General features: G+C 71.9%; 26 protein-coding genes. 12 read left to right on the plus strand and 14 right to left on the minus strand.

Going from position 1 to position 25,105, the window contains the following annotated elements; translation table 11 throughout:
• The first annotated feature begins 525 nt into the window (after positions 1-525).
• Complete coding sequence (locus FL583_RS35015; protein WP_142709190.1) at positions 526-1,518, plus strand: 5'-3' exonuclease; 993 nt, start codon at positions 526-528, stop codon at positions 1,516-1,518.
• On the opposite strand, the gene FL583_RS35020 is transcribed toward FL583_RS35015, so the two are convergent.
• The gene (locus tag FL583_RS35020; RefSeq protein WP_142709191.1) at positions 1,500-1,880 is read right to left on the minus strand and encodes a MerR family transcriptional regulator; all 381 of its coding nucleotides are present in this window, start codon (positions 1,878-1,880) and stop codon (positions 1,500-1,502) included. The genes FL583_RS35015 and FL583_RS35020 overlap by 19 nt on opposite strands.
• Before the next feature lie 58 nt (positions 1,881-1,938).
• On the opposite strand from FL583_RS35020, the gene FL583_RS35025 reads away from it, so the two are divergent.
• The gene (locus tag FL583_RS35025; RefSeq protein ID WP_142709192.1) at positions 1,939-2,652 is read left to right on the plus strand and encodes an SDR family oxidoreductase; all 714 of its coding nucleotides are present in this window, start codon (positions 1,939-1,941) and stop codon (positions 2,650-2,652) included.
• A 70-nt stretch (positions 2,653-2,722) separates the two neighbouring features.
• Here FL583_RS35025 and FL583_RS40560 read toward each other — a convergent pair whose 3' ends face one another.
• From FL583_RS40560 to solA, 3 genes are all read right to left on the minus strand, one after another.
• The gene (locus FL583_RS40560; protein WP_170324034.1) at positions 2,723-2,860 is read right to left on the minus strand and encodes a hypothetical protein; all 138 of its coding nucleotides are present in this window, start codon (positions 2,858-2,860) and stop codon (positions 2,723-2,725) included.
• A gap of 100 nt (positions 2,861-2,960) precedes the next feature.
• Entirely contained in the window at positions 2,961-4,088 is a 1,128-nt protein-coding gene (locus FL583_RS35030; RefSeq protein WP_142709193.1) for an aromatic ring-hydroxylating oxygenase subunit alpha, read from the minus strand.
• A 15-nt stretch (positions 4,089-4,103) separates the two neighbouring features.
• The gene (solA, locus tag FL583_RS35035; RefSeq protein WP_142709194.1) at positions 4,104-5,282 is read right to left on the minus strand and encodes an N-methyl-L-tryptophan oxidase; all 1,179 of its coding nucleotides are present in this window, start codon (positions 5,280-5,282) and stop codon (positions 4,104-4,106) included.
• 235 nt (positions 5,283-5,517) lie between these two features.
• Here solA and FL583_RS35040 point away from each other — a divergent pair, with 235 nt between their 5' ends.
• The 5 genes from FL583_RS35040 to FL583_RS35060 are packed head-to-tail and all read left to right on the plus strand — an operon-like array spanning position 5,518 to position 8,791.
• A complete protein-coding gene (locus FL583_RS35040; RefSeq protein WP_142709195.1) occupies positions 5,518-6,345 on the plus strand; it encodes a mycofactocin-coupled SDR family oxidoreductase in 828 nt (275 codons plus the stop codon).
• Between the two features lie 10 nt (positions 6,346-6,355).
• Positions 6,356-6,817: a nuclear transport factor 2 family protein gene (locus tag FL583_RS35045; RefSeq protein WP_142709196.1), complete on the plus strand. Its 462-nt coding sequence runs from the start codon at positions 6,356-6,358 to the stop codon at positions 6,815-6,817.
• Positions 6,818-6,854: 37 nt separating this feature from the next.
• Positions 6,855-7,640, plus strand: coding sequence for an alpha/beta hydrolase (locus tag FL583_RS35050; protein ID WP_142709197.1), 786 nt, complete (start codon positions 6,855-6,857; stop codon positions 7,638-7,640).
• A complete protein-coding gene (locus FL583_RS35055) occupies positions 7,616-8,494 on the plus strand; it encodes an RNA polymerase subunit sigma-70 (RefSeq protein WP_142709198.1) in 879 nt (292 codons plus the stop codon). Before FL583_RS35050 ends, FL583_RS35055 begins: the two co-directional genes overlap by 25 nt.
• 54 nt (positions 8,495-8,548) lie before the next feature.
• Positions 8,549-8,791, plus strand: a complete 243-nt coding sequence (locus FL583_RS35060; RefSeq protein WP_142709199.1) for a hypothetical protein — start codon at positions 8,549-8,551, stop codon at positions 8,789-8,791.
• Positions 8,792-8,798: 7 nt separating this feature from the next.
• Here the strand turns inward: FL583_RS35060 and FL583_RS35065 are convergent, their stop codons facing one another.
• The gene (locus FL583_RS35065) at positions 8,799-9,629 is read right to left on the minus strand and encodes a helix-turn-helix transcriptional regulator (protein WP_142709200.1); all 831 of its coding nucleotides are present in this window, start codon (positions 9,627-9,629) and stop codon (positions 8,799-8,801) included.
• 102 nt (positions 9,630-9,731) lie between these two features.
• Between FL583_RS35065 and FL583_RS35070 the strand changes: the two genes are divergently transcribed.
• Complete coding sequence (locus tag FL583_RS35070; RefSeq protein WP_142709201.1) at positions 9,732-10,691, plus strand: aldo/keto reductase; 960 nt, start codon at positions 9,732-9,734, stop codon at positions 10,689-10,691.
• Here the strand turns inward: FL583_RS35070 and FL583_RS35075 are convergent.
• Positions 10,688-12,103 carry a hypothetical protein gene (locus tag FL583_RS35075; protein ID WP_142709202.1) on the minus strand — a complete coding sequence of 472 codons (1,416 nt, stop codon included), beginning with the start codon at positions 12,101-12,103 and terminating at the stop codon, positions 10,688-10,690. The genes FL583_RS35070 and FL583_RS35075 overlap by 4 nt on opposite strands.
• Positions 12,104-12,203: 100 nt before the next feature.
• On the opposite strand from FL583_RS35075, the gene FL583_RS35080 reads away from it, so the two are divergent.
• Entirely contained in the window at positions 12,204-13,334 is a 1,131-nt protein-coding gene (locus FL583_RS35080; RefSeq protein WP_142709203.1) for a hypothetical protein, read from the plus strand.
• Here FL583_RS35080 and FL583_RS35085 read toward each other — a convergent pair.
• The 7 genes from FL583_RS35085 to FL583_RS35115 form a co-directional block, all read right to left on the minus strand.
• Positions 13,311-15,641, minus strand: coding sequence for a CHAT domain-containing protein (locus FL583_RS35085; protein WP_142709204.1), 2,331 nt, complete (start codon positions 15,639-15,641; stop codon positions 13,311-13,313). The two genes, FL583_RS35080 and FL583_RS35085, sit on opposite strands and share 24 nt — an antisense overlap.
• Positions 15,642-15,710: 69 nt before the next feature.
• Entirely contained in the window at positions 15,711-15,986 is a 276-nt protein-coding gene (locus FL583_RS35090) for a hypothetical protein (protein ID WP_142709205.1), read from the minus strand.
• Between the two features lie 12 nt (positions 15,987-15,998).
• Positions 15,999-16,550: a hypothetical protein gene (locus tag FL583_RS35095; protein WP_142709248.1), complete on the minus strand. Its 552-nt coding sequence runs from the start codon at positions 16,548-16,550 to the stop codon at positions 15,999-16,001.
• Positions 16,547-17,827, minus strand: coding sequence for a hypothetical protein (locus FL583_RS35100; protein ID WP_142709206.1), 1,281 nt, complete (start codon positions 17,825-17,827; stop codon positions 16,547-16,549). Before FL583_RS35100 ends, FL583_RS35095 begins: the two co-directional genes overlap by 4 nt.
• Positions 17,824-18,618, minus strand: a complete 795-nt coding sequence (locus FL583_RS35105) for an ABC transporter ATP-binding protein (protein ID WP_142709207.1) — start codon at positions 18,616-18,618, stop codon at positions 17,824-17,826. The genes FL583_RS35100 and FL583_RS35105 overlap by 4 nt, the downstream gene beginning before the upstream one ends.
• A gap of 15 nt (positions 18,619-18,633) precedes the next feature.
• Entirely contained in the window at positions 18,634-19,431 is a 798-nt protein-coding gene (locus tag FL583_RS35110) for a cupin domain-containing protein (protein ID WP_142709208.1), read from the minus strand.
• Entirely contained in the window at positions 19,428-19,967 is a 540-nt protein-coding gene (locus tag FL583_RS35115; RefSeq protein WP_142709209.1) for an RNA polymerase sigma factor, read from the minus strand. The genes FL583_RS35110 and FL583_RS35115 overlap by 4 nt, the downstream gene beginning before the upstream one ends.
• 75 nt (positions 19,968-20,042) lie before the next feature.
• On the opposite strand from FL583_RS35115, the gene FL583_RS35120 reads away from it, so the two are divergent.
• The 3 genes from FL583_RS35120 to FL583_RS35130 all read left to right on the plus strand — a co-directional run bounded on the left by FL583_RS35120 (position 20,043) and on the right by FL583_RS35130 (position 23,336).
• Complete coding sequence (locus FL583_RS35120) at positions 20,043-21,923, plus strand: N-acetylmuramoyl-L-alanine amidase (protein ID WP_142709210.1); 1,881 nt, start codon at positions 20,043-20,045, stop codon at positions 21,921-21,923.
• Between the two features lie 86 nt (positions 21,924-22,009).
• Complete coding sequence (locus FL583_RS35125; RefSeq protein ID WP_142709211.1) at positions 22,010-22,738, plus strand: alpha/beta fold hydrolase; 729 nt, start codon at positions 22,010-22,012, stop codon at positions 22,736-22,738.
• 301 nt (positions 22,739-23,039) lie between these two features.
• A complete protein-coding gene (locus tag FL583_RS35130; RefSeq protein ID WP_142709212.1) occupies positions 23,040-23,336 on the plus strand; it encodes a hypothetical protein in 297 nt (98 codons plus the stop codon).
• Positions 23,337-23,576: 240 nt separating this feature from the next.
• Here FL583_RS35130 and FL583_RS35135 read toward each other — a convergent pair whose 3' ends face one another.
• Positions 23,577-25,088, minus strand: coding sequence for an FAD-binding oxidoreductase (locus FL583_RS35135; protein WP_142709213.1), 1,512 nt, complete (start codon positions 25,086-25,088; stop codon positions 23,577-23,579).
• Between the last annotated feature and the right edge of the window lie 17 nt (positions 25,089-25,105).

A 25,105-nucleotide genomic window follows, 5' to 3' on the forward strand; every position in this document is an offset into this window, starting at 1 on the left:
CCTTATCGGGGCCTTACCGCCGCCCTAATTCGTTCGGCGTCCTGCGTTACTACGTTATCCGGTCGATCTCGCGGCGCCAAATCGGCCGCTTCGCCCGGACGCAGTCGTACGACTCGGCTTTCGCCGACCAGTTCGTCTGCTTCCCCGCGGGCCGTCCAGCCGGCCGCTTGCGCGTCCGGTGCTTGTCCGTCTCCCCTGCGGGCCTTGAGAAATCTACGTGACCTCACCGCCGATGTGCAAACCGATTATCCGTGGCGGTGGACACACCGACGACACTTCGCCGTATCCCCCGGTATTCGCGCTGGTCAGCACGGTTCAGCACGGTTCCGCACACGACAACCGCGCTTCGCAGAGCGTCCACAGGCGGAAACAGTTCGTGATCCCGCCGACGGCGGGATCCCCGAGCCTCGGAGGGAACCTCAGGATTTCGGTCACCGTCGCTCGTCCGATCGGCATTCCACTCCGCACGGTCGGGCAGCGCGCGACGCGGCGGCAAATGTCGGACCGGCGGCCTAACCTGTGGGCGTGGCTTCCCCTCCTTTGTTGCTCGTCCTCGACGGCAACAGCCTCTTGCACCGCGCGTACCACGCGGCGGCGACGGGGAAGCTGCTCGATTCCGACGATCGGCCGGTCTGGGCACTCAAAGGTCTGGTCGGTTACGTGGCCCGGGCCACCGCGAAGCTCCGGCCCGACGCGGTGGTCGTCGGGTTCGACTGTGGGGAGCACTCCACCCGGCAGGCGGACTACCCGCCGTACAAGGCGCACCGCCCCGAGAAGGCCGGCGACCTGGCCGAGCAGATCACGGCCGCGCCCGATCTGGTGAAGGCCACCGGTCTCTGCACGGTGGTCCCCCGTGGTTACGAGGCCGACGACGTCCTGGCCAGTGCCGCGTCCGAAGCCAAGCGGGCCGGGTGGCGGTCGGTGCTGGTCACCAGCGATCGAGACGCGTTCGCGCTGATCGACGAACACACCGCGGTGATGCGGGTGCGCAACGGCGGGCTCGACGAGGCCGTGATGGTCACCCCGGCGATGCTGCAGGAGCTGTACGGCGTGGCGCCGGCGCAGTACCGGGATCTGGCCGCGCTGCGCGGGGATCCGTCCGACAACCTGCCCGGCGTCCGCGGCTTCGGCACGATTCTGGCTGGGCGGCTGCTCGGGGCGTTCGGCACCGTCGAGGCCGCGTGGGAGGCCGGCTTCGACGACGTCCGGGCCGTGGTCGGTGACGTGGCGGCGAAGAGCCTCGACACCGACGAGGCCCGGGTCCGCGTCGAGCTCAACCGGCGGCTGATGCGGATGCGGTCCGATCTGGAGATTCCGGAGCTGGATTCCGCACGTCTCCCGGTGTCGTACGGCACCATGCGGCAGGCGTTGGCGGCCCGGGGCATCATTCTCGGCCCGTCCCTCTGGGCGCTGACCGGTCGTACCCCTCCCCCCGAACCCGACCCCGAGCCGCCGAAGTACCCGCGGAGCGTCAAGGCCCGGCGCGAACCATCCCCCGATCAGCTCGCGCTCTTCTGAGCCTCGCAGCCCTTGCCGTCGCGGTACGCGATCGCGGAGGCGATCACGCCGTCCAGCCGGTCGCGGGTGTCGGTCAGCTCGGCGATCTGGCGGTCGATCCGGTCGCGCTCGGTGGTCAACCGGCCGAGCAGCTGCGGGGTCACGTCCCCGGTGTGGACGCACGGCAGGATCTCGAGCATCGCCTTGCTGGAGAGCCCGGCCGCGTAGAGACGCTGGATGAACCGGACCCGCTCCACCGCCGAGTCGGGGTAGACCCGCTGCCCGCTGGGCGTCCGCGACGACGCCAGGAGCTGCTGCTCCTCGTAGTAGCGCAGCGCCCGGACGCTCACGCCCGCCTGGCCGGCCAGTTCTCCGATGCGCATGTGGCCCTCCCCACAACCCTTGCCTCTGACGTCAACGTCAGGTTCTAGCGTAGCCGACATGCAGATCTCAGGAGCAATTGCGCTGGTCACCGGCACCAACCGGGGCATCGGACGCCAGTTCGCGACCCAGCTGGTGGAACGCGGCGCCAAGAAGGTCTACGCGACCGCGCGCACCCCCGAAAGCATCGACATCCCCGGCGTCGAGACGCTGCGGGTCGACGTCACCGACCTGGCGTCGATCGAGGCGGCGGCCGCGGTCGCCGGCGACGTCACGCTGCTCGTCAACAACGCCGGGATCAGCACCGGGACCGACCTCGTCGGCGGTGACCTGGACGCGATCCGGCGGGAGCTCGACACGAACTTCTACGGAACCCTGCACATGGTGCGGGCCTTCGCGCCGACGCTGGCCCACAACGGCGGTGGGGCGATCCTCAACGTGCTGTCCGCGCTGTCGTGGTTCGCCTACCCCGGGGCCGGGGCGTACGCGGCGGCGAAGGCCGCGAGCTGGAACCTCACGAACTCGATCCGGCTGGAACTCGCGCCGCGGGGGACGCTGGTCACCGGGCTCCACCTCGGCGCGGCCGACACCGACATGATGGCCGACTACGACGGTCCGAAGGTGTCGCCGGCCGAGGTGGTGCGGGCGGCTCTCGACGGGATCGAGGCCGGGAGGTTCGAGGTCGTGGTCGACGAGTGGAGCGAGCACGTGAAGGCGTCGCTGGCCCGCGACCCCGGCGAGTTCTACGGCGAGGCCGCCCACCCGACGGCCTGACCCCGCCAGGCCGCCCGCCCAGCGGCCGGCCTGACCCCGCGAGGCCGCCCACCCGACGGTACGACCCCCCTCAGGCTGCCGCCCCGGTACCCGGGGCGGCGGCCGGGCTCAGCTGACGCGTCCGGAGGTGGTAGGCGAGGAACAGCAGCGCGATCGTCAGCACCACCTCGATCCCCAGCCCGGTCCCCACCGCCACCGCGTCGCGCACCGGAAACCCGTCGAAATGCCCGACGTGACCAGCCCGTCGAGCGCCGCCAGCAACACCAGGCCGTACCGCAGAGATCTCATGCCTCAAGGACTGCGCAGCCCTACGATTCGTGACTCATCGCCGCGCGGTACCAGCGGTAGTAGTTGTCGTTGATCGTCTCGGTCTCCAGCGGAACCAGCACCCCGCCGCGGCGGTACGCGCGCGAGCTCATGTTCGGCTGACAACCCTCGACCGCGGCGAAGTCCTGCTGGTTGACGCGGTGGAAGATCTCCACGGTGTCCGACGGATCGAACCCGGGCGCCGAGGCCACCGACCGATCGAACAGCCAGTCGCACTCCACCACGGTCAGCTCCGGCGACACCGGCTCGAACCGGTGCACGATCACGTGGTCGGGCAGCAGCGACAGGAAGCAGTTCGGCCGCAGCACCATCCCGAAGTACCGGCGCTCGTCGGCCGCCGACAACCCCGGCAGCAGCGGGTAGCGGGCCTCGCCGGTGATCGAGAACGAGTCCAGCCCCTCGGCGAACCCGTAACCGTTCGACTCGTACCCGGCCGAGAGCGACGACGTACGCGCGAAGGCCGGGATCGCGTCGACCAGCTCGGGGTGGATCGTCCCGCAGTGGTAGCACTCCTGGAAGTTCTCCTGGATCAGCTTCCAGTTGGCGGCCACCGTGTAGGTCTTCCGGGCCCCGACGACGAGGTTCTCCAGCCCCCATCGGTCGATGCGTGAGGGCGACCCGCCGAATCGGTACGACAGCTGCGGCGTCAACTGCTCGAAAATCGGCGGCGGAGAATCGTCCAGATTGACCCAGACCAGGCCCGCCCATTCCACCACGTGCACCGGGAGCAGGCCGGATCTCTCGCGGTCCTCCGGCGGCATCGCCGCGAAGTTGGGCGCGGCGATCAGCCGTCCGTCGTGGGCGTAGGTCCAGGCGTGATACGGGCAGCGGATCGCGTTGCCGAGCGGTTGCTCGTCGGAGGTGCAGAGCTGAGCGCCGCGGTGACGGCAGACGTTGAGGTAGCAGCGCAGCGTTCCGCTGCGGTCGCGCAGCAGGACGACGGTCTCCGGACCGACCCGGCGGCGGAGCACCTTCCCGCGGGGGGTGAGTTCGTCGCCGCGGGCGACGTAGATCCATTCCCGGCCGAAGATGCGCTCGGCCTCGAGCGCGAAGACCGCCGGATCGGTGTAGGCGTGGCCGGGGAGGGTCGGGGTGAGGGTCGTCGTCATCGTGCACCTCTGGAGCTAGTGCCCGGCAAACAGGTAGTCGACGGGATAGTCGGGATCGGTCAGCGCGGCCCGGGTGGCCGAGAACGCGTCGATCGGGTACTTCGTGCCGCCGTCGGCGGCCAGGTCGGCCAGCAGGCGACCGGCGAAGCTGGCGAACTTCGCCGCGTGCCCGGCGCCGACGAACAGCGCGACCCGGGGGTGTCCGGGCAGCAGGTCGAGGATGAAGTTGCGGTCCGGCGGCAGGTCGTAGACGCACGCCTTCGTGTAGAGCTCGGGCCCGACCGCCCGGGGCAGGTGCTCGGTCAGCCAGCCGGTCAGGCGGGCGCGCTGGGCCGGGTCGGGGTCCCAGGTGCGGGTCTCCTGGGTGACGACCTTGCCGCTGATGTCGATGCCGGCCTTCACGCCCTGGGCGCCGTAGACCGGGAGGCCGTAGTAGCAGTCGTTCTCGCCGTGCCAGATCCAGATCGGGAAGCGGTCGCGGGCGAACTCGTCGAGGTGCGGTGACGCGAAGTACGTGAGCTGCTCCTGGCTGAGCAGGATCGGGAAGCTCACGCCGAGGGTCTCGGTCAGCGGCACGGTCCAGGAGCCGGCGGCGAGCGCGACCGAGTCCGCGGTGAAGACGTCCTCGTCGGTGTGGACCTCGACGTGGTTCCCGATGCTGACCAGGCGCCGGACCGGGGTGTTCGGCAGGAAGGTCGCGCCCGCTTCGCGGGCCAGAGCCCGATGGGTCGCGTTCGCCTTCCCGATCGCGAGCACGCCCGCGTCTTTCTGGTAGAGGCCGACGACGTCGTCGGCGAGCGTCCACTGCGGCCAGTTGCTCGTGATCTCGGCCGCGTCCATCTTTTTGGACGGGATTCCGACGGCGTCGAGCGCATCCGCGTAGGCGGCGATCTGTCCTTCGCCGAACGCGCCGGGGCTCAGGTCGAGGCCGCCGGTCTTGAAGACGAGCTGCTCGCCGCTGCGGCGCTCGACGTCGAACCAGGTGGCGTAGTTGGCCTCGACGAGCTGGGTGTACTCGACGGTGTTGTAGGCGTAGCGGATGATCCGCGAGTGGTCCTGGGAGGAGCCGAACTCGTGGCCGAGCGCGAATTGCTCGAGCACCAGGACGTCGCCGCCGCTGCGGTCGGCCAGCCACCAGGCCGTGGCCGAGCCGATGCCACCGGAGCCCACGACGATGTGCCGGTAATGAACCATGCTCTGAGTGTGTATAGAACTATTCCTCGATAGATATCGAGGGTGTTAACAATTCAGTCTCGGGGAGGGCCGTCCCAGGCGGCGCGCTCGCGCCACTGCTCGGCCTCGGTCGCCGCGAGCAGCAGCGGGCATTGTGCTCCGGGGGCGGGGGGTTCGACAGGGTGATCAGCGGCTCAGTTTGTTAACTGCACTCGGTGTCATAATTGGCGTGAGCAGCTAAAGGAGATGAAGCGACATGGCTGGACGCTTCGAAGGCAAAGTTCTGTTCGTGACCGGTGCCGCCCGCGGGCAGGGCCGCAACCACGCGATCCGGTTCGCCCAGGAGGGCGCGGACGTGATCGCGGTCGACATCGCGCACGACATCGAGACCGTGGGCTACCCCGGCGCGACCAAGGCCGACCTCGACGAGACCGTCCGCGCGGTCGAGGCCCAGGACCGCCGGATCGTCGCCTCGACCGTCGACATCCGCGACCGCGCCGCGCTGATCGCCGCGGTCGACGAGGGCGTCGCCCAGCTCGGCCGGGTCGACGTGGTCAGCTCCAACGCCGGCATCGCGACGTTCGCGCCGGCCGCCGAGATGACCGAAGAGATGTGGCGCACGATGATCGACATCAACCTGACCGGTCAGTTCTTCACCGCTCAGGCCGCGATCCCGCACCTGGTCCGACAGGGCGACGGCGGCTCGATCGCGTTCACCAGCTCCACCGCCGGCCTCAAGGGCATGAGCAACCTGGCCCACTACTCGGCCGCGAAGCACGGCCTCATCGGCCTGGCTCGAAGCCTCGCCAACGAGCTGGCCCCGCACAAGATCCGGGTCAACACGATCCACCCGACGAACGTCGACACGATGATGATCCAGAACTCGGCGACGAAGGCGCTCTTCGGTGGCCCGGACATCTCACGCGAGGAATTCGGCGAGGCCGCCGTCGGCATGAACATGCTGCCGGTGCCGTGGGTCGACGTCGACGACATCAGCGAGGCGCTGATGTACCTGGCGTCGGACGCGGGTCGATTCCTGACCGGTGTGGCGCTCCCGGTGGACGCGGGGATGTCCCAGAAGTAAGCATGACCGCATGACCGACGCCCGCCCGCCGTTTCCTCCGTTCGACCTCGCGTCCGCCACCCAGAAGGTCCAGGCGGCCGAGGACGCCTGGAACAGCCGGGACCCGCACCGGGTCTCGCTGGCCTACACCGAGGATTCGGTGTGGCGGAACCGTTCGCAGTTCCTGCACGGCCGCGCCGAGATCGTCGAGTTCCTCACCGCGAAGTGGGAGAGGGAACTCGACTACGTGCTGCGCAAGAGCCTGTGGGCGTTCACCGACGACCACATCGCGGTGCGTTTCCAGTACGAGTGGCACGACGCCGAGAGCAACTGGTTCCGCAGCTACGGCAACGAGCTGTGGGAGTTCGACGAGAACGGCCTGATGCGGCGGCGCGAGGCGAGCATCAACGACGTGCCGATCAGCGAGTCCGACCGTCGGTATTTCGCGGCCCGGACTCCGGAGGAGCACGGTCGGGAAATCCCGCTGCAGTAGCCGATTCCTTCCGCGTCGCCGGCGCGGTCTAAGCGGCATGGATACGAATCGGGAGTTGTGGCAGGAGCGGGCCGCGGGCGACGCGAGCCGGCAATGGGAGTCGCTGACGACCGAGCCGGCCGGGCTCGAGACCGCGCTGACGATGCGCCCGCCGGACGCGCCGGACGACCTGACGCTGATGGCGATCCACGGCGGCGGATTCGTCAGCGGGTCGATCGAGACGCACCGGCGGATGTTCGGCCACCTCGCGCTCGCGGCCGGGCTGACCACCGTCGTGGTCGAGTACGGGCTGGTCCCCGAGCACGTCTTCCCCTCGCAGCTGGATCAGGTGACCGAGGCGTTCCGCCGACTGCCGGGGCGGGTGGCGATCGTCGGCGACTCGTGCGGGGCCACGCTGGCGCTCGGGGTCGCGCTGCGGGAGCGGGACGCGGGACCGGCCGCGTTGATGCTGATGTCCCCCTGGGTCGACTTCACGTTCTCCGGCCCGGGCTACGACGCCGGCACCGACCCGTTCTTCAGCCGGGAGGTCGTCCGCGGGCTGGCCGCCGCGTACCTGGCCGGCGCCGACTACCCGGCCGAGGTGGATCCGGGGCGCGCCGACCTGCGTCGGCTCCCGCCGACGTACGTGCAGGTCGGTGCGGACGAAGCCCTGGTGGACGACGCCCGGCTGCTGACCGGGCGGCTGCGCGAAGCCGGGGTGGACGTCATGCTGGACGAGTTCGCGGGGCAGCTGCACACGTTCCAGATGGGCGCGGGCAACTCGGCGGTCGCCGACGACGCGATCGGGAAGGCGGGCGCGTGGCTGCGTTCGACGCTGCGGTAGAGCCGCACCGGCGGGAGCTGGTCGGGTACTGCTACCGGCTGCTCGGGGCCTGGGACGACGCCGAGGACGCGGTCCAGGAGACCTACGTCCGGGCCTGGCGGTACTGGGACTCGTTCGAGCAGCGCTCGTCGGTCCGGACCTGGCTGCACCGGATCGCGACCCGGGTCGCACTGTCGGCCTTGGAGGGACGGCAGCGCCGGGCGCTGCCGTCCGGCCTGGCCGACGCCGACGACGCGCTCCCGTGGATCCAGCCCTACGCCGACGACCGCGACGACCTGCGGCTCGCGCTGATCGCCGGGCTCCAGACGCTGACGCCGTCCCAGCGCGCGGTGCTGGTGCTGCGTGACGTCCTGGCTTTTCCGGCGGCCGAGGTGGCGTCGATGCTCGACGTCAGCATCGGCGCGGTGAAGAGCACGTTGCAGCGGGCGCGGGCCACCCTGGCGCGGGTCGCTCCGCGTCCGGAGGACGTGGTCGAGCCGCGGAGCGCGGAGGCGCGGAAGCAGCTCGAGGCGTACGTCGCCGCGTTCGAGAAGGCCGACGTGTCGCTACTGCTCGACGTGCTGCGGGCGGACGCGTCGCTCGAGGTGATGCCGGGGCGGCCGTGGTTCGACGGCATCGCCGCCTGCACGCCGGTGCTGACCGACGCGGTCGGCGCGCCGGGCGACTGGCGGATGGATCCGTGCGTGGCCAACGGGCAACCGGCGGCGCGGGTGTGGTTCCGCGGCGAGCCGATGGGCGTCGTGGTGCTGGACTGCCGGGTCGACGGGATCGCGTCGATCCGCGTGTTCGGCGACAGCAGCCTGGTGGCTCGCGTCGAGTGGACGAGCGTGGGCCGGGGCGGCACCGTGGAGTGACTCATTGCTGACCGAAACTCCCTCCGGTGACGGCCGAGCGTCACGATGGGGCGCATGCGAAAGGCGGCGATCAACGGCGGAGTGTGGCTGGTCCTCATCGGGCTGATCGAGGGCTTCTCGTTCTACCTGGGGAATCGGGTCGCGCTCTGGGGCGCGGTCGTGAGCGCGACGCTGTTGATGCTCACCTACGCGCTGCTCAAGCTCGACTTCCAGTTCCTGCAGCCGTGGCTCTGGCACACGGTCGGCGGCCTGCTGGGCGTGGCGATGATCGTCGGCGTCGTGTCCGCGTTCCTGTAGGCCGTCGTCAGAACTTCTCGACGCCGACGACGCGCAGGAGCTCCAGTCGCTCGCGAGCGTCCGCGTCGGCCGGCGTCAGGACCAGGAGCTGTTGCCCGAGGTCAGGCGTCACCAGAGTCTCGCAGTCCATCAGGATCGGGCCGACCCGCGGGTGCACGAACGTCTTGCGGTCCGCTCGGCGGACCGCGACCTCGTGGTCGGCCCACAGCCGGCGGAAGTCGGCGCTCTGCGCCTGCAGGCGCTCGACCAGCGCGGCGACCTCGCGGTCGCCGGACCGGCGGCCGACCGCGGCCCGGAGGTCGGCCACCAGCTGTCGGGCGTGGTGCTCGGCGTCCTCGGACGTGTGGACGGCCCGGGTGTCGGGCTCGGTGAACCAGCGGTAGATCATGTACCGGCGGTCGCCGGTGCGGGCCGAGAGGTCGCCGGTCAGCAGCAGCGAGCCGCGGTTCTGGGCCAGCACCTCGCCGAGGTCGGAGATCACCAGCGCGGGGGTGTCGCCGAGCAGGTCGAGCATCCGGACTAGCCCGGCCCGGGCCAGTCGGGCGGTGCCGTCGGCGGGTGGCGGCTGGTGGCCGGCCAGGTGGAACAGGTACGCGCGCTCGTCGTCGGACAGGCGGAGCGCGCGGGCCAGCGCACCGAGCAGCTGCGTCGACGGCTGGCTGCTACGGCCCTGCTCGAGGCGCACGATGTAGTCGACCGACATCCCGGCGAGCATCGCGACCTCCTCCCGGCGCAGGCCGGCCGTGCGACGGCGCGGCCCGTCGGCGATGCCGACGTCGGCCGGGTGGATCGCCTCGCGACGGCGGCGCAGGAAGTCGGCGAGCTGGTCACGCTGCATGCTCTTCATCGTGCTGGGTGGCCGCAGAGTATCCAGGGAGCGGCGCTCCCACGATGAGCGCTCCGCTGCCGGGTTCGCGCTCCCGGGAGCAGGCTTGCGGACATGACGAAAACACTGGGCCTGGGTGCGATGGGCATGTCGGGCGTCTACGGGCCGTCCGACCGCGCGGAGAGCATCGCGACCGTGCACGCGGCGCTGGACGCCGGGATCACGCTCATGGACACCGGCGACTTCTACGGCAACGGGCACAACGAGCTGCTGCTGGCCGAGGCGCTGCGGGGCCGTCCGCGGTCGGAGTACGAGCTGAGCGTGAAGTTCGGGGCGCTGCGCGGTCCGGACGGCTCGTTCGGCGGCATGGACGGGCGGCCGGCCGCGGTGAAGAACTACCTGAACTACTCGCTCAACCGCCTCGGTGTCGACTACGTCGACGTCTACCGTCCGGCCCGGCTGGACCCGGACGTCCCGATCGAGGACACGGTCGGCGCGATCAAGGAGATGGTCGACGCGGGATTCGTCCGCCGGATCGGGCTCTCCGAGGTGGGGTCGGAGACGATCCGCCGGGCGCACGCGGTGCACCCGATCAGCGATCTGCAGATCGAGTACTCGATCATCTCCCGGGCGGTCGAGGAGTCGGTGCTGCCCACGCTGCGCGAGCTGGGGATCGGCATGACCGCCTACGGCGTCCTGTCCCGCGGTCTGATCTCCGGCCACTGGTCCGGTGGCGCGCCGGCCGCCGGTGACGGCCGGGCCATGCAGCCGCGCTTCGCGGCCGAGAACCTCGGCCACAACCTCACTCTGGTGGACGCCCTGCGGCGCATCGCGTCGGCGAAGGGGTGCACGGTCGCCCAGCTGGCGATCGCCTGGGTGCTGGCCCAGGGTCCGGAGATCGTGCCGCTGATCGGGGCGCGGACCCGGGAGCGGCTGACCGAGGCGCTGGGCGCGGTGTCGGTGTCGCTGGGGGCCGAGGAGCTGGCCGAGATCGAGCAGGCGGTGCCGCGCGGATCGGCCCGCGGAGACCGCTACCCGACCGCGATGATGGCGATGCTCGACGTGGGCAACTAGGCCGTTTCGCGGAGGATCTCGGTGATCCGCTCCGCCCGGCCCGGCTCGGCCGCGTAGCGGTCGAGCTGCGGCCAGCGGAGCCGCCACTTCCGGTAGTCGCTCGCGGCGCCCGGATCGTGCCGGCAGGCTTCGACGGCCTTCACGAACGCGGGCATCGACGCGGTACCGATCGTGTTCGCGTCACCGCGCTGCCCGCCGTCGACCTCGGCGGCCAGCCAGGCCGACATCGCCTCGACCGCGTCGTCGTCGAGGACGTGCAGCGTGAGCGAGTCGTCGACGACGACCGGGCACGGCAACTCGTGCCGCGGGGTGACCAGGCCCAGGTATAGGCACAGCTGCACGAGGGAGCGGCGGTGATCCTTGTTCAGCGGCCAGTCGGCCCCGTCCGGCTTCTGCACGGGCCGGCACAGCGCGGTGAACGGCTCGTTGAACTGGCCGAGCAGCTCGGCCTGGTAGTCCGCCCAGGTCTGCGCGCCGACCGGGGTCCGGCCGGCGTCGTCCATGGCCGGGCAGAGGGAGTAGGCGAGCAGGAGGGCCCGGCACGTCATGATCGCCGGGTTGCGCAGGCCGGTGACGAGGATCAGCCGCTTCTCGGAGACCTGATGGGCGAGCCCGTGCTCCTCCCTGATCCGCTCACCGGCCGCGACAGCCCGCCTGCCGGTCTCGAAACCGTCGATGAGCTGGTCGAACATCTTCTGGGTCCAGCGCGCCTGCTCGTCTTTGCTCCGGCTGCCGTAGAGCGGCTCGAAGTCCTGGTCCCACCGTCCGATCACCCGCTCGGCGGTCCGGCAGGCCGTTCCGGTCGCGGCCAGGTCGAGCTGGAGCCGGACTTCGTCGAGGTCCAGCACGGCCCGGGCCCGCTCCCGCCCCTGGCCGAGCGTGTCGAGGTAGATCCGGTACTTCTGCTCGGCCTCGCGGTGGTAGATCCAGGCGGCGTCGTAGCCGGCCTCGTCGTCGCGTTTCGACTCGACCAGGGCCTGCGCACGGATGGCACCGAGGGCGCGCGGAGCGTATTCCGGCCAGACGAGCATCCGGGCCAGGTTGGCCAGGCGCCGGACCAGCGTCGCCGCGGCCATCGACTCGTCGTCCTCGCCGTCGGGAGAGACGCCGGACCGCGGCTTCACGTCCCAGAGCCGGTCGAGCGACGCCTCGTAGACGAGCCAGCCCATCAGCGGCAGGAGCTCACGCAACGGTTCCGGCGGCAACTGAGGCACCGGTTTGTGGTAGTACGCCGACCGGTATTCACGGACGTCGGCCTCCAGGCGGTCGACCAGCGCCCCGTCCACCTCCGGGCTGCCCGGCGGCGGTCCGGACGCCGCCCCGCGGCGCCGGATCCCCCGGCACAGATCCGTCAGTTGCTCTGCCGTCATCATCGTCAGATCCCCCATCGACGCACCCCCTGCGTCCGTCATGCCTTGACGGACGCCCCGCCGGAGAGAAAGGACACAGCATGATGGACGGCGCCGAGCTGCGTGACCACTCGGGGACCTCGTCGACCGGATCGAGACCGACGTGAAGGCCTATCGGGCCCAGCTCACCGTCCGGCCGCGGCCCCAGCTCCCGCCCGAGTCGCTCCGGGAGCGTCTGCCGCTGATGGGCTGGCTGATCTACGAGGCGAGCTGGAACGCGGTCCAACGGATCGTCGCCTCGTACGACGAGCTGCCTGCCGGCCCCGAGCGCGCGGACAGCGAAGCGGCTCACGGCCAGGTCCGGCGCCTCGGGAACGCGGCCAGGGGTCTGGTCTGGCCCGAGTTCGCGCCTCGGGCCCTCGGCGCGATCCGCGCCCAGGCACTGGCTGAGTCCAAACGGGACACGCCGCTGAGCTACGACGAAGCCTGGATCTACCACCGCGAAGCGAAGAGGAGGTACCGGACCTACCTCGACGCCCTCGGCACGGTGCCGGAGCGCACCCGTTTCGTCATCGCGCTCGACGAGGTGCTGCTGCAGCTGGCGCTGGCCGAGACCGGAACCGCCTGCCGGACCGCGGAGCGCGTGATCGGCAAATGGGCCGAGGAGTCCCCCGACGCTCCGGTCGAGGAGGAGGAGCGACGCGTCCAGGTCATCTACCCGGACGTGGAGGAAGCGGCCGAGACCGGTGCCCGCGCCCTCGCCGCGGCCGCGAAGATCAGGGACGAGTACGGCCTCGTCCACGAGGTGACCGAGGACCGGATGGCGTTGGTGACCGGCTTCCGCAACCCGGGCATCATGTGTGCCAGGGCGGCGCTCATCGCCCTCGCGCTCTGCCCGGCGATGGAGAGCATCGGCCTGGTCCAGCTACGCCTCAACTTCGCGCTGCTCGTCCCCGGACACTCGCTTCCCGCCACCGCGCCGTTCGATCCCTGTCTCGCGGTGGATCCGCTGGACGGTGCGGCGGTCGGGGCGCTCTCGGCCTGGCTGGCGCCCGAGACCAGGAGCTCCCAGCGGGTGCGCGGCAACATGATCGGCAGCGCCACGTTGCCGCTGTTCATCCAATCGGTCATGGCGTTGCGGTCGCTCACCGGCGACGCCCACGGCTACCTCGACTGGCGTCGCGAGTGGCCCGAGCTGGGCCGCTACTGGCAGCAGGGCGGTCGCGAAGACCCGGTGGACCGGGCGATCAGCGCGGCCCTGAGACGGCAGTCACTGGACGTAGGCCGCGAGTAGCGCCCACTTGCGTTCGAGACCGCGCGACGCCTCCCGCTGCGCTTCGTGCAGCGCGACGTCGAGCGCGACCGGCCCGCTCCGGATCTTCTCCACGACCTTGGCGGCCACCTCGCTGGTACCCCGGTCGTCGACCGACGTCATGCCGGCGACGACGCACCGCGCACCGCCGGTGAGCAGCGCCATCACCAGGTTGAGGGGCTCGGCCGAGGCGTGGTTGATGACCTGTCCGACGTGACACGAGGCCATCAGCACGGAGCCCGGCCACTGGAGGCTGAGCGCCCGGGCGAACGAGAGCGAGTCACCGGGGATCTCGAGACGCTGCTCCAGCTCCCGGCCTTCCCCGTGGGCGGCGATGTGGAGGAACCCCCAGTCGTCCCCGCTCCTGCTCGCGTCCGCGAACGAACCCGGCCACGGCACGGGCGGTTCCGCGCCGATGACGTCGCAGGCACTGAGCGGGACGCCGGCGGTGCTCTTCCTGTCCAGCTTCCAGGCCGCCCGTTCCTTGCGCACGTCGACGCCGTGTTCGTCCCGGCCGACCAGCCGGATCAGGGCGCGGCCGGTGACCGGGGCCGGTCGCGGGTGCTGAAGGCAGGTGAACACCGGCGTCTGGGTCACGACGGCCCGCTCCACGAGGCGGACACGCCCGCCAGTCGGCTCGGCGACCTCGAGCGCCGGCCACGGAACCAGACACAGCCACGAGTGCGCGGAGATCAGGAGTTCGACCGGCCGGCTCCGCTCGGTGCGCAGGTCGGCCCGGAGCTCAGCCGGCAGGACGCTGTCGGCGAGCGTCAGCCAGTCGAACTCGCTCAGGTCGTCCGCGACGGGCCGGGCGGCCGTCCCGGCGCGGCACGGATCCTCTTTCGCGAGGCGTTGCTCGACCACGTCGTCCAGCAGCTGTGCCAGGTCCTCGTGGGTGCGGGCCCGTTGAAAGAACTTCCGGTGGAAGGTGTCCGGGACGAACCGTTCGAACGTCACCCGCCGTCCGGGACGCACGAGCGTGCGGAACAGGTTGGGCTCGTCGGAGAGCGAGTCGGGGAGTTCGTGGAAGTCCACCGCGTGCCGGGTGCCGATCAAGTCGAAGACCGTGGTCAGGTCGGTCGGCGGCGGGATCACCGTGTCGGCCAGCATCGGTGAGACGGCCTGCGCGAGCTCGAATCTCCGCTTCTCCAGACGCACCCGGGTCTCGTCGGACTCCTCGCGGTCCTCCAGGTCGACGATGGCCTGGATGATCCCCTCGATCTTCGGGCTCAGGAGCTGGCGACCGGACCGGATGCGCGCGGCGAACCCGGTCTGTTTCGCCGACAGTGCGACCCGTAGCCCGAGCTCAGCGGCCCGCTGCCCGCCCAGACCGGCAGCGAGCAGCGCGATGTCGCCGTAGACGCGATGGAAGACGACGGCGAGCGGCGCCCGTGACCGGGCGATGACCCGCCAGCGGCCACGCACCTCCTCGGCGATGTCGAGAGCCTGGTGCCCCAGCTCGGTTGCTCGCCGGTGATCGGCCGGTGAGACGGCGTGCTCGGCCAGATGTTCAGCGACGGCGAGGATCACCGAGAGCCGCTGCAGCTCGCGGTCCGACGTCGGCACCTCGTCGTGGTCTTCGCGGACGCGGCGGAGAGCGTCATCGAGCCGGTCGGCGGCGTGGGCGTCGCCGGCCTCCCACAGCGCCAGCGCCACTCCGAAGTCGAAGTGGTAGCGGGTCGAGTATCCCGCCGCCCGGGTGTCGGACCAGTACCCGTCGAACTCCCCGAGCACCCGCTCGACGTGGCCGGCCTGACCGGCCTGGATCATGACCGCCGCGATCTCGAACATCAGGTGAGCCAGGTAGGGCTCGGCCCCGGTGCCGTGCAGATCCTCCTCGGACACCCAGGCCATCGCGACCGCGTCCTCGAGGTCGTCGGCGAGCCGGAGATCGCGGGCGGTCGCGTACCGGTTGAACGTGTGGAGCATGAGATCGAGGGCCGGGTCGTCCGCACCACCGTCGGGATCGCGGAGCGCGCTCAACGAGCGGGCGTGGAAGTCCTTCGCCCGGTCGGGCTTCTCGACCGGGATGCCGACCAGGTCGCAGAAGCGCACGATCACGCCCGCGTATCTCCACGCCTGGGCCCGCGCGGCCCATTCCTCGTCGCTGGTGGCTACCGCGAGGTGGTGGTCGAGTGCGGTCGAGAACAGGCTCTTCTCGTCCTTCGCGAGGAGGGCCAGCGTCTCCCGCTGCCGGACGATTCCCACCGCCTCGTCGGCGTCGATCGCCATCATCAGCAGCTCGTCCCGATCGAGCGCGCGCCGGACCGGCTTCGAGACGTCGCTCATCGCTCGCCCATCCCCCAGAAGTCGCCCCCACCCTCCATGACGGACAGTCGACGGGCGCGCCGGACGGGCTCAGCGCGAGTAGCGGTGCTTGACGCCGACCGGGAAGTTGTCCGGATCCCCGACCGTGCGGACGTGCACCTCCGGCACCTGCCGAGCCGGCGGCACGTAGTGCGCGAACTCGCTGTTCACCGCGGTCACGTCGAGCAGCCGGTCCCCGTCCGCGGTGAAGATCAGGCAATCTCGTCCATCACGTCGCCCGGCGTCGCGACCAGGATCCGGTACCCCCACGGCCAGCGGGCTGCGCTCGGCCGCGCCGAAGTTCGGCGACGTCGTGGAACAGCTCAACCGGGTCGAGGCTCATGACCATGAACTACCACGCGGCCCCCGGCCGACGTAGGCCACGAAGCCCGCGAGGGCCAACCCACCGGCCACCAGGTCCGCCGGGCGGCTCGGACCTCCCTGCGTCGGCCAGGTCAGCACCTCTCCGAGCACTCCGTCGGCCGGGAAGATCGTCGCGCCGAGCGTCCACCCGAGCGGCAGGAACCAGGAGCGGCCGGTGCCGACCGTCGACGCTCCGAGGGCGGTGAGCCCGAGCAGACCGGCCGCATCGCGGACGACCGGCCGGACCGGGCCCGGGGTCAGCACCACGAGCACCAGCAGCAGAGCGGCCACCAGGTGCGACGCCCGCAACCACCCCCACGGACGAGCCGCGGTGCGGTCGAGGCTGTCGTCCGGGCCGCTCAGCGTGGCCGTGACCACCGCGACCAGCACCAGCACGGTCAGCACCAGCGCCGTCCGGTTGATCCCGCCGGGGCCGCCGAAGACCCAGGTCACCCCCGTCACCCCGGCCGCCGCGGCGACCGCGGCCGGCACCCGCCGGGAGCGCGCGTAGAGCGTCACCCACCTCATCGGACGCCCAGCACGGCGGCCGCGTCCCGGCACTCCTGCGCCGCGCGGTAGGCGGCCGAGACCCGTGCGGCGGCGTCCGGCGCGTCCCGCAGACGCTTCCAGATCGCGACCGCCTCCGGATCTCCGAAGCCGAGCCCGGCGTCGGATCCCAGCAGCCAGAAGGCGACGGCGTGCGCCGCCAGGTAGTTGTTCACGGTCGTCAAGCAGTCCGACGGGCCGACGAAGGCGCTCGTGATCAGCGACGTTTCGAGCCGAGCCGGATGGGCGAGGCCGCCGTGCGCGTCGGCGGCGACCTCCATCAGCGCGGTGTCGGCCCGGAACTCCGGCTCGGTGGGCGGGAACACGGTCGACGTGTCCTCGTGGGCCGAGGTCACGCGTACTCCGGGCACGGACGCCAGCAGCCCCAGCGCGTGCCGCGCCCTCGGCTCCACCGAGGGCAGCAGCGGGGCGTGGACCCGGCTCACGCACACCGGGCCGTCGCACACCAACTGCTGCGCCACCGGGTCGACGATCCCCTTGTCGTACTCGTCGCCCGTCGGTACCACCAGGAGGGTCGCCGCCGCACCGACCGCAAGCGGCAGCAGCGCGGCGAGGCCGGTCCGACGACGACGGGCCGCCAGGAGCACGACCGCGGCCACCGCGAGCGCCGTCACCCACACCGCCTGAGCGACGCTGACCGCGCCGGCCACCGTGTCGTAGGCGCTGAACTGGCTCATGCCCATGCTCGGCGAGAACGCGGCGAAGAGCCCCGGGTCGTCGAACGCGTGCGGCGCGAAGACCTGCAGCGCGAAGTCGGCGACGGCGATCGCCGGCGCGGTCGCGAGCGCGGGCACCAGACGTCCGACGGCCAGCCCGATCCAGACCGACGCGATCATCGCGACGAGCCCGACCGCGGTGACCGCGACCACCGCTCCCGGGAGGTATCCGCCGGCGATCCGGGGCAGCGCCCCGGCCAGGGACACCAGGTACGCGAGCGCGACCGCGACCCCGGTCGCGGCCAGGATCGGCACGATCCGCTGCGGCTGCGGCCGGGGCACGCTGCGGAACAGCTCGGCGACCTTCGCCCGGTGCTCGCGATAGGACTGCCAGGCCCCGGCGGCCATCGCGAGCGGCGAGAGCAGGGACAGGTACTCTCGCTGGGTCATGGCCAGCGACATCCAGCCGGTCGACCACCGCTGGGGTGTCGCGTAGAGCGTCACCAGGCCCGCGAGCGCGATCAGCAGAGCCGCGCCGAGCGCGGACGACCGCCGGAGCTCCATTCCGACGACCCGGATCACGCGCCCTCCCGGTGCTTGCGCAGCAGCGCCGAGTAGCCACGCTCCGCCGGGCTGTCCCCGGCGTCGGCGTCGCCGCCGCGGGCGACCAGGTCGTCGGGCGTCCCGTGGAACACCAGCTTCCCTTCGTTCATCAGGACGACGTCCGAGCAGGCGGCGACGACGTCCTCGACGAGATGGGTGGAGACGAGCACGCAGCTGTCGGTGCCCAGGTCACGCAGGAGGTCGCGGAAATCGAGGCGCTGTTCCGGGTCGAGCCCGACCGTGGGCTCGTCGAGCAGCAGCAGGTCGGGGTCGTTGACGATCGCCTGGGCGATGCCGGCCCGGCGCAGCATGCCGCCGGACAGCGTCTTCATCCGGTGGCCGGCCCGGTCGGTGAGCCCGACCCGGTCGATGGCCCGCTGGACGGCGTCGGGGATCGCGGCCTTGGGCATCTCCTTGAGCCAGGCCAGGTACTCGACGAACTCGCGCACGGTGAACCGCGGGTAGAAGCCGAACTGCTGCGGGAGGTATCCGAGCCCGCGGCGGACCTCGCGCAGGTCGGCCCGGCCGTCGACCGGCTTGCCGAGCAGCGTCAGCGTCCCGCCGGCCGGTTCGACGACGGTCGACAGCGCGCGCATCAGCGTCGTCTTGCCGGCTCCGTTCGGGCCGAGCAGGCCGTGGACGCCGGTCGGCAGGGCCAGGTCCAGACCGTCGACGGCCAGGTGCCGCCCGGCCCGGACCCGCAGCCCGGACGCGTGGACCAGCCAGGGATGAAGGGTGGGGGCCGTCTCGGCCGCGCTCACCGTACGCATGGTTTCTCCTAGAGCTCAGTTGCCGCTGGACAGGCGGCGGAAGTGGTTTCCGGCGAGCGGGGTGAGGGCGGCCAGCGCCACGGTGGCCACCGCCCAGGCCACCGCGCTGCCCGGCTGCAGCACCGGCGACAGCCGTTCGACGGCGATGCTCGGCAGCAGCACGGCCGCGAGCCAGACCGCGCCGAGGCCGATCGCCGCCCGGCGCACGCCGGTGAGAGCGCCCAGCGCGACGGTCGCCGCGGTGAACGCCAGACACGGCAGCAGCACCAGCGCGAGCGAGGAGCCGGTACCGGCCCCGGCCAGCAGCAGCGCGGGCACCACGACGACGAGCACCGCGAGCGTCCGGCGCAGCACCAGCGCGAGGCCGGCGGCGGGCGTCGTGGCGATCAGCTCCCAGACCGGGTCGGTCCGCCGGCTCCAGGCCACCGCGACCCCGGGCAGCGGCGCGACCGGGGAGAGCAGCAAGACCAGCGACGGCAGCGAGGGCTCGGCCGCCTGCAGCAGCACCGCGCAGCCCAGCACCGCGACCGTCATCGCGAGCCACGGCACCAGCGTCCAGACCAGCCACCGGCGGGAGGCGGACGCGGCCCGGCCGCGGGGGGCCGGCGCCGGGTCGGCCGCGATCCGGTCGTCCAGCGCCACCGAGACCCGGTCGAGCAGGGCGCGCGTCGAAGGCGCGGCGAACCCGGCCAGCCCGGCCCGGCAGCCCGCACACGTGTCGAGATGGGTCTCGATCGACCACAGGGCGGCGTCGTCGAGCGCGGTGCTCCCGGCCGCGTAACCGGCCAGCTGAGCGTCACTGGGATGAGTCATGACAGCGCCTCCCGCAGTGCGATCCGGGCCCGGCGGGCGCGGGTCTTGACCGTGCCCTCGGGCACGCTGAGCAGCACCGACGTCTGCCGGACGGACAGCCCGTCGAGCACCATCGCCTGCAGCACCTGGCGCAGCTCGGGCGGCAGGCGCAGCAGGGCCTGCTCCAGGTCCTGGTCGACGCGACCGGCCAGCACCTCGTCCTCGGCGGCCGGTGCGGTGGCGCCCAGCAGCGGAATCGTCGGCACCCGGGCCTGGCGGGCGCGCCGGCGGAACGCGTCGACCAGCCGGTTGGCGGCGATGCTCCACAGCCAGCCCACCGCGCTGCCGTTGGTCGCCGCGCCCGCGTAGCTGCCCGCCGCCCGCCAGACCGCCAGGTAGGTCTCCTGGAGGACGTCGGCGATCACGTCGTCGTCGGTGCAGCGTCGACGCAGGCGCACCGCGAGCCACGGCGACGTCCGGCGGTACAGCTCGTCGAACGCGGCCCGGTCGCCCGTCGCGACGCGTCGGACGAGTTCTTCCTCGTCGGGGTCTGCCATTCCTCTCACGCCCAGGGAGACGACCGGACCACGAGTTCCGGTTCTCGTTGTGTCCTATGTATAGGGTTGTGCCCCATGTATAGGCATGAGGCGCGGTACCGCATCCTCACATTTCTCTTATCCCTGGCCGTCGTGGGCTCCCTCGGGGTCGCCACCCGGCCGGCCGCGGCGGCCGACGGCACGCTGCAGAGCGAGTTCGCCGCGGCCGCGGCCGAGTCGAAGGTTCCGGCTCCGGTCCTGCTCGCGGTCTCCTACGCGCTGACCCGCTGGGACGACCACGGCCCGGCCGCCAGCGCGTCCGGCGGGTACGGCCCGATGCACCTGACCGACGTCGACCCGGCCGACGTGCGCGCGGAGGACGCACGAGGGACGGGCGCGGACGTCGACGCGGCGGCCATCGAGAAGGATGAGTCGCTGCACCGCCTGGACGCGGCGGCGAAGCTGCTGGGCGTCGACGCCGAGCAGCTCAAGACCGACCGGGCGCTGAACATCCGGGGCGGGGCACTGCTGCTGGCGCACCACGTCGGCACGACGCCGAAGGACCTCGCCGGGTGGTATCCAGCGGTCGCCTGGTACAGCGGCGCGTCGGCGACCGGCGCGGACGCCTTCGCCGACGACGTGTTCGAGTCGATGCGGGCCGGCGCGGCCCGAACGACGACGAACGGCCAGCGGGTCTCGCTGCCGAAGACCGCGGTGACCACCCCGGCCCGCGCGCGGGCCGCCGACCCCGCCGTGGAGTGCCCCTCCGGTGTGACCTGCCGGTTCGTCCCGGCCGCCTACGCCTGGAACAACACCGCCGACCCGAACGACTACGGCAACTACGACCCGGCCGACCGCCCGGCCGACGGGGACAAGATCCGGTACATCGTCATCCACGACACCGAGAGTTCGTACGAGAGCACGATCGCCGCGGCCCAGAACCCGCTCACGTATGTCGCGTCGCACTACGTGATCCGGTCCAGCGACGGCGAGATCACGCAGATGATCCGCACCAAGGACGTCGGCTGGCACGCGGGCAACTGGAACATCAACCAGACGTCGATCGGCATCGAGCACGAGGGCGTCGCCCGCGAGGGCGCGACCTGGTACACGGAGGCGATGTACCGGTCGTCGGCCAAGCTGGTGCGCTACCTGGCGGCGAAGTACCAGATTCCGCTCGACCGCAACCACATCATCGGCCACGACGAGGTGCCCGGCCGGGACGCCGCCCGCGTCGCCACCCAGCACTGGGACCCCGGCCCGTTCTGGGACTGGCAGCACTACATGGACCTGATCAAGGCCCCGGTCCGGAGCGCGGCGGCCTTGAAGGCCGGCGACGTCGTGACGATCTCGCCCGACTTCGCCACCAACCGCCAGGCCATCCCGGGCTGCTCCCCCACTCCGTGCCAGGACCTGCCCGAGCAGGGTACGAACTTCACGTTCCTCTACAGCGCCCCGCAGGACGACGCGCCGCTGATCAGCGATCCGGCGTTGCAGCCCAGCGGCTCCCCCGGCACCCGGAACGCCGAGGACTGGGGCGACAAGGCCACGTTCGGCCGGCAGTACGTCGTCGCGGGCGTGCAGGGCGACTGGGTGGCGATCTGGTGGGCCGGGCAACAGGCCTGGATCCACGACCCGACGCACACGATCGTCAAGCGGTGCGGCGTCGCGGTGAAGACGATCACGCCGGCCGCCGGGAAGACGTCGATCCCGACCTACGGCAAAGCGTTCCCGGACGCGTCCGAGTACCCGTCGGGCATCACGCCGGACGTCGGGACGCCGTTGCAGTACACGATCGCGGCCGGGCAGAAGTACGTTGTCGGGGAGGTCACGCCGGCGGCGAACTACTACGCCCGGTTCGACGGGGCGAACGTCCCGATGAACCATACGGTGATCAAGGGGGCGCAAACCTACCTGGCGATCTCCCTCAACCATCGCTGGGCGTACGTGAAGCTGTCCGACGTCGTCTACGGCTGAGTTGAACGGTGGTGGGAACGCTCTCACCGAGGCGTTCCCACCCCCTATGCTCCTCCCGTCTGATTCAGACTGCGCGGGAGACAAACATGGCTAAACCCACCATCGTCCTCGTTCACGGCGCCTGGGCCGACGCATCCAGTTGGAACCCGGTCGCGTCCGAGCTGCAGAGCCAAGGCTTCACCGTCCTCGCTCCCCCGAACCTGCTGCGCGGCCCCGAGACCGACGCCGCCTACATCGCTTCGTTCCTGGCCCAGCGCACGAGCGGCCCGGTCGTCCTGGTCGGGCACTCCTACGGCGGCTTCGTCATCACCAACGCGGCCACCGGCGGGGGTGACGTCAAGGCGCTGGTCTACGTCGATGCGTTCATCCCCGACGAGGGCGAGTTCGTCTTCCAGATCCTCGGCGGCTCCGGCTCGGCGCTCGCCGTCGCCGACCCGACGACCGTGCTCGACATCGTCGGCTACCCGGGTGCGCCCGAGGGCGACGCCGAGGCGTTCCTGAAGCCCGACACCGTCCACAAGTTCTTCGCCCAGGACCTGTCCGAGACCGACCGGTCGCTGATCGCCACCGGCCAGCGGCCGATCACGCTGGCCGCCAACACGACCCCCTCGCCCGGCGCGGCCTGGAAGGTGCTGCCGAGTTGGGCCGTCGTCGGCACGGAAGACCTGATCATCCCGCCGGCGACCCAGCGCTCGATGGCCGAGCGGGCCGGGGCGACGATCTCCGAGGTCAGCGCGTCGCACGTCTCGATGGTGTCGCAGCCGCAGCCGGCCGTCGACGCGATTCTGGCCGCGGCCGCGCACGTCGGGGGATGATCGCCGCCTGAGTTGGCGAAACTGACCCGTTCGGCCGGTGGGGTGGCGGACGGCGTCACGCTCCTGGCCGACCGCTGTCGTCCGGTCGGCCCGGAGCGTCCGCGGCCCGTGGTCCTCATCCGCCTGCGGCGGACTGTTCGCGGCCCCGCCGGCGCGCGCCGGCTTCCAAGTGTTCGCCCAGGCCACCCGGCGACGTTCACTCCGGCGGGCGGTTCCGGCCGTTCACGACCGGGCGCGACGACGGGCGGGTCGCGATGACCGGCGGGAGCTACTTCGGACACACGCAGCGGGCGGTGGCTCGGTGAGCCGGCACGGCGTGCCGCGGCTCCGCACCGCGCTGAGCTGGTCGGCGACCGTCGGCAGGCAGGAGCGCGGCCGCCCCGGCCTCGGGTCCGGACCGCGGGTGCGCCACGCGCCGGAGGGCCTGCCCCGGCAGGCCGCCGACGTGCGGGTCGCGGGCGCCCCGGTGCCGTTCTGGCGTAACTTCGTCGCCCGCGGCCCTGCGTGTGGCGGGTATCCGGGGTGGCTCGTCGTCGGCCCGTGGATCCACGGCGAGTCGGGTGAGCTGCGGGCGTCCGAAGCGACGTCCGATGGCTGAACCATCACCTCGACGGCAGACCCGGCGGTGGCTGGCGATCGAGTCCTGGCCTCCGCCCGCGCGCGACGAGGTGCTGCACCTCCGGGGCGGAGGCGGCCTCGGCGTCGCGCCGGACGACGAGGCCGGGCCCGGCCGGTTCACTTACGACCCGGCCGACCCGACCCCGACGGTCGGCGGTCCGCTGGTCGACGTGCTGAGGCCGGTCCGCGCGGTGGCCCGTTCCCGACGGGGTGCGGTAGGTCAGGCCGGGGGGATGTTGTGGTTCAGGCGGAACGTGTTCGTCGGGTCGACGCGGCGCTTGAGCCGGCGTAGCCGCTGGTAGACGTCGGGGCGGTAGGCGTGGCGGACGGCGTCGGGTGAGGCGTCGTCCTCGGCCATGAAGTTGAGGTACATGCCGCCGGTGCTCCAGGGGGCCATTCTCCGGATGACCTCGGCTTCCGCGCTCCTGGTCGCGTCGGCCTCCCCGAAGCCGGCCATGAAGAGCGTGTAGGCCGCGTCGCGGTTCGAGACCGCGTCCGGCTGCTCGGGCGCGCGGCCCAGCGCGCCGCCGAGGTGCCGGACCTCGACCAGCGAGATCGGGACGGGCGCGGCCGGGCCGGTCAGCGCGATCAGCGTGTCGACCGCATCGGCGGTGAGCTCGCGGAGCAGGCCGGTGCGCTCGTACGCGGCGACCGGATCGACGGGGTCGGCGTGGATGGACGGGAACGCTTCGAAGGGCTGGGTCTTCACGCCGTCGATCAACGGGGTCGCGGCCGCGCGCAATGGCTCGACCAGGCTCTTTCCGGCCTTCTCGGAGCCGAGGTAGCAGATGCGCAGGGCGGCGACGAGCTTGTTCCGGAGCGGGGGCGGCGCGGCCGGCGGCATCCTGATCAGGGCCACTGAGGACGACATCGCGTCGGGGACGGTCGTGGTCCAGCGGCGGTAGGCGTGGAACAGCCGGGCCGCGTCCTTTCCGTCGAAGTAGATCGCGCCGCCGTAGAACGAGGTGACCGGGAACAGGTCGAACTCGATCGCGGTGACCAGGCCGAAGTTGCTCTTGCCGCCGCGGAGTCCGAAGAAGAGTTCCGGGTCGCTGTCGGCGGTGACCGTGCGGAGTCGTCCGTCGGCACCGACCAGGTCGACGCTGCGGACGTGGTCGGCGGCGTACCCGTAGGTGCGGCCGAGAGTCGGGCTGAGTCCACCGCCGAGCGTGTAGCCGACGACGCCGACGATCGGGGTGGAGCCCACGATCGGCGCGAGCCCGGCCGGGACGCACTTGTCGAGGACGTCCTGCCAGAGCGCGCCGGCCTCGGCCCGGGCCCGGTGGCGGCGGGCGTCGATCGTGACCCCGCGCATCGACCGGGTGCTCACCAGGACGGCGTCCCGGCCGATCGGGACCGAGGGCTGGTGGCCGGTGGCGAGCACGGCGACCGGCGCGTGGCGCTCGGTGGCGAGCCGGACGGCGGCCCGGACGTCGGCCGGGGTCTCGGCGGCGATGACGAGGCCGGGGGTGGGTTGCTGGGTGAGGTTGAACGGGGCGGTCTCGAGGGCGTAGCCGCGGTCGCCGGGGAGCAGCGCGCGGCCGTCGAGCCCGCGGGGCCGGGTGAACGGCCCGGGCCCGCCGGTTCCGGGGCCGGTGCGCGGGCCGGTGGGGGCGGCCGCGGTTGCGGCCGGGCCGGAGGCGGCCGTGGCGGCGGCGAGGCCGCTCAGGGCGCCGAGCGTGAGCGCTCGGCGGCGGCTCAGCTCCCTCGAGCGTGCGGGATCCTGACCCATCGGTGCGCTCCGTTCCG

Origin of the sequence: Cryptosporangium phraense, from assembly GCF_006912135.1 — a bacterium.
GTDB lineage: Bacteria > Actinomycetota > Actinomycetes > Mycobacteriales > Cryptosporangiaceae > Cryptosporangium > Cryptosporangium phraense.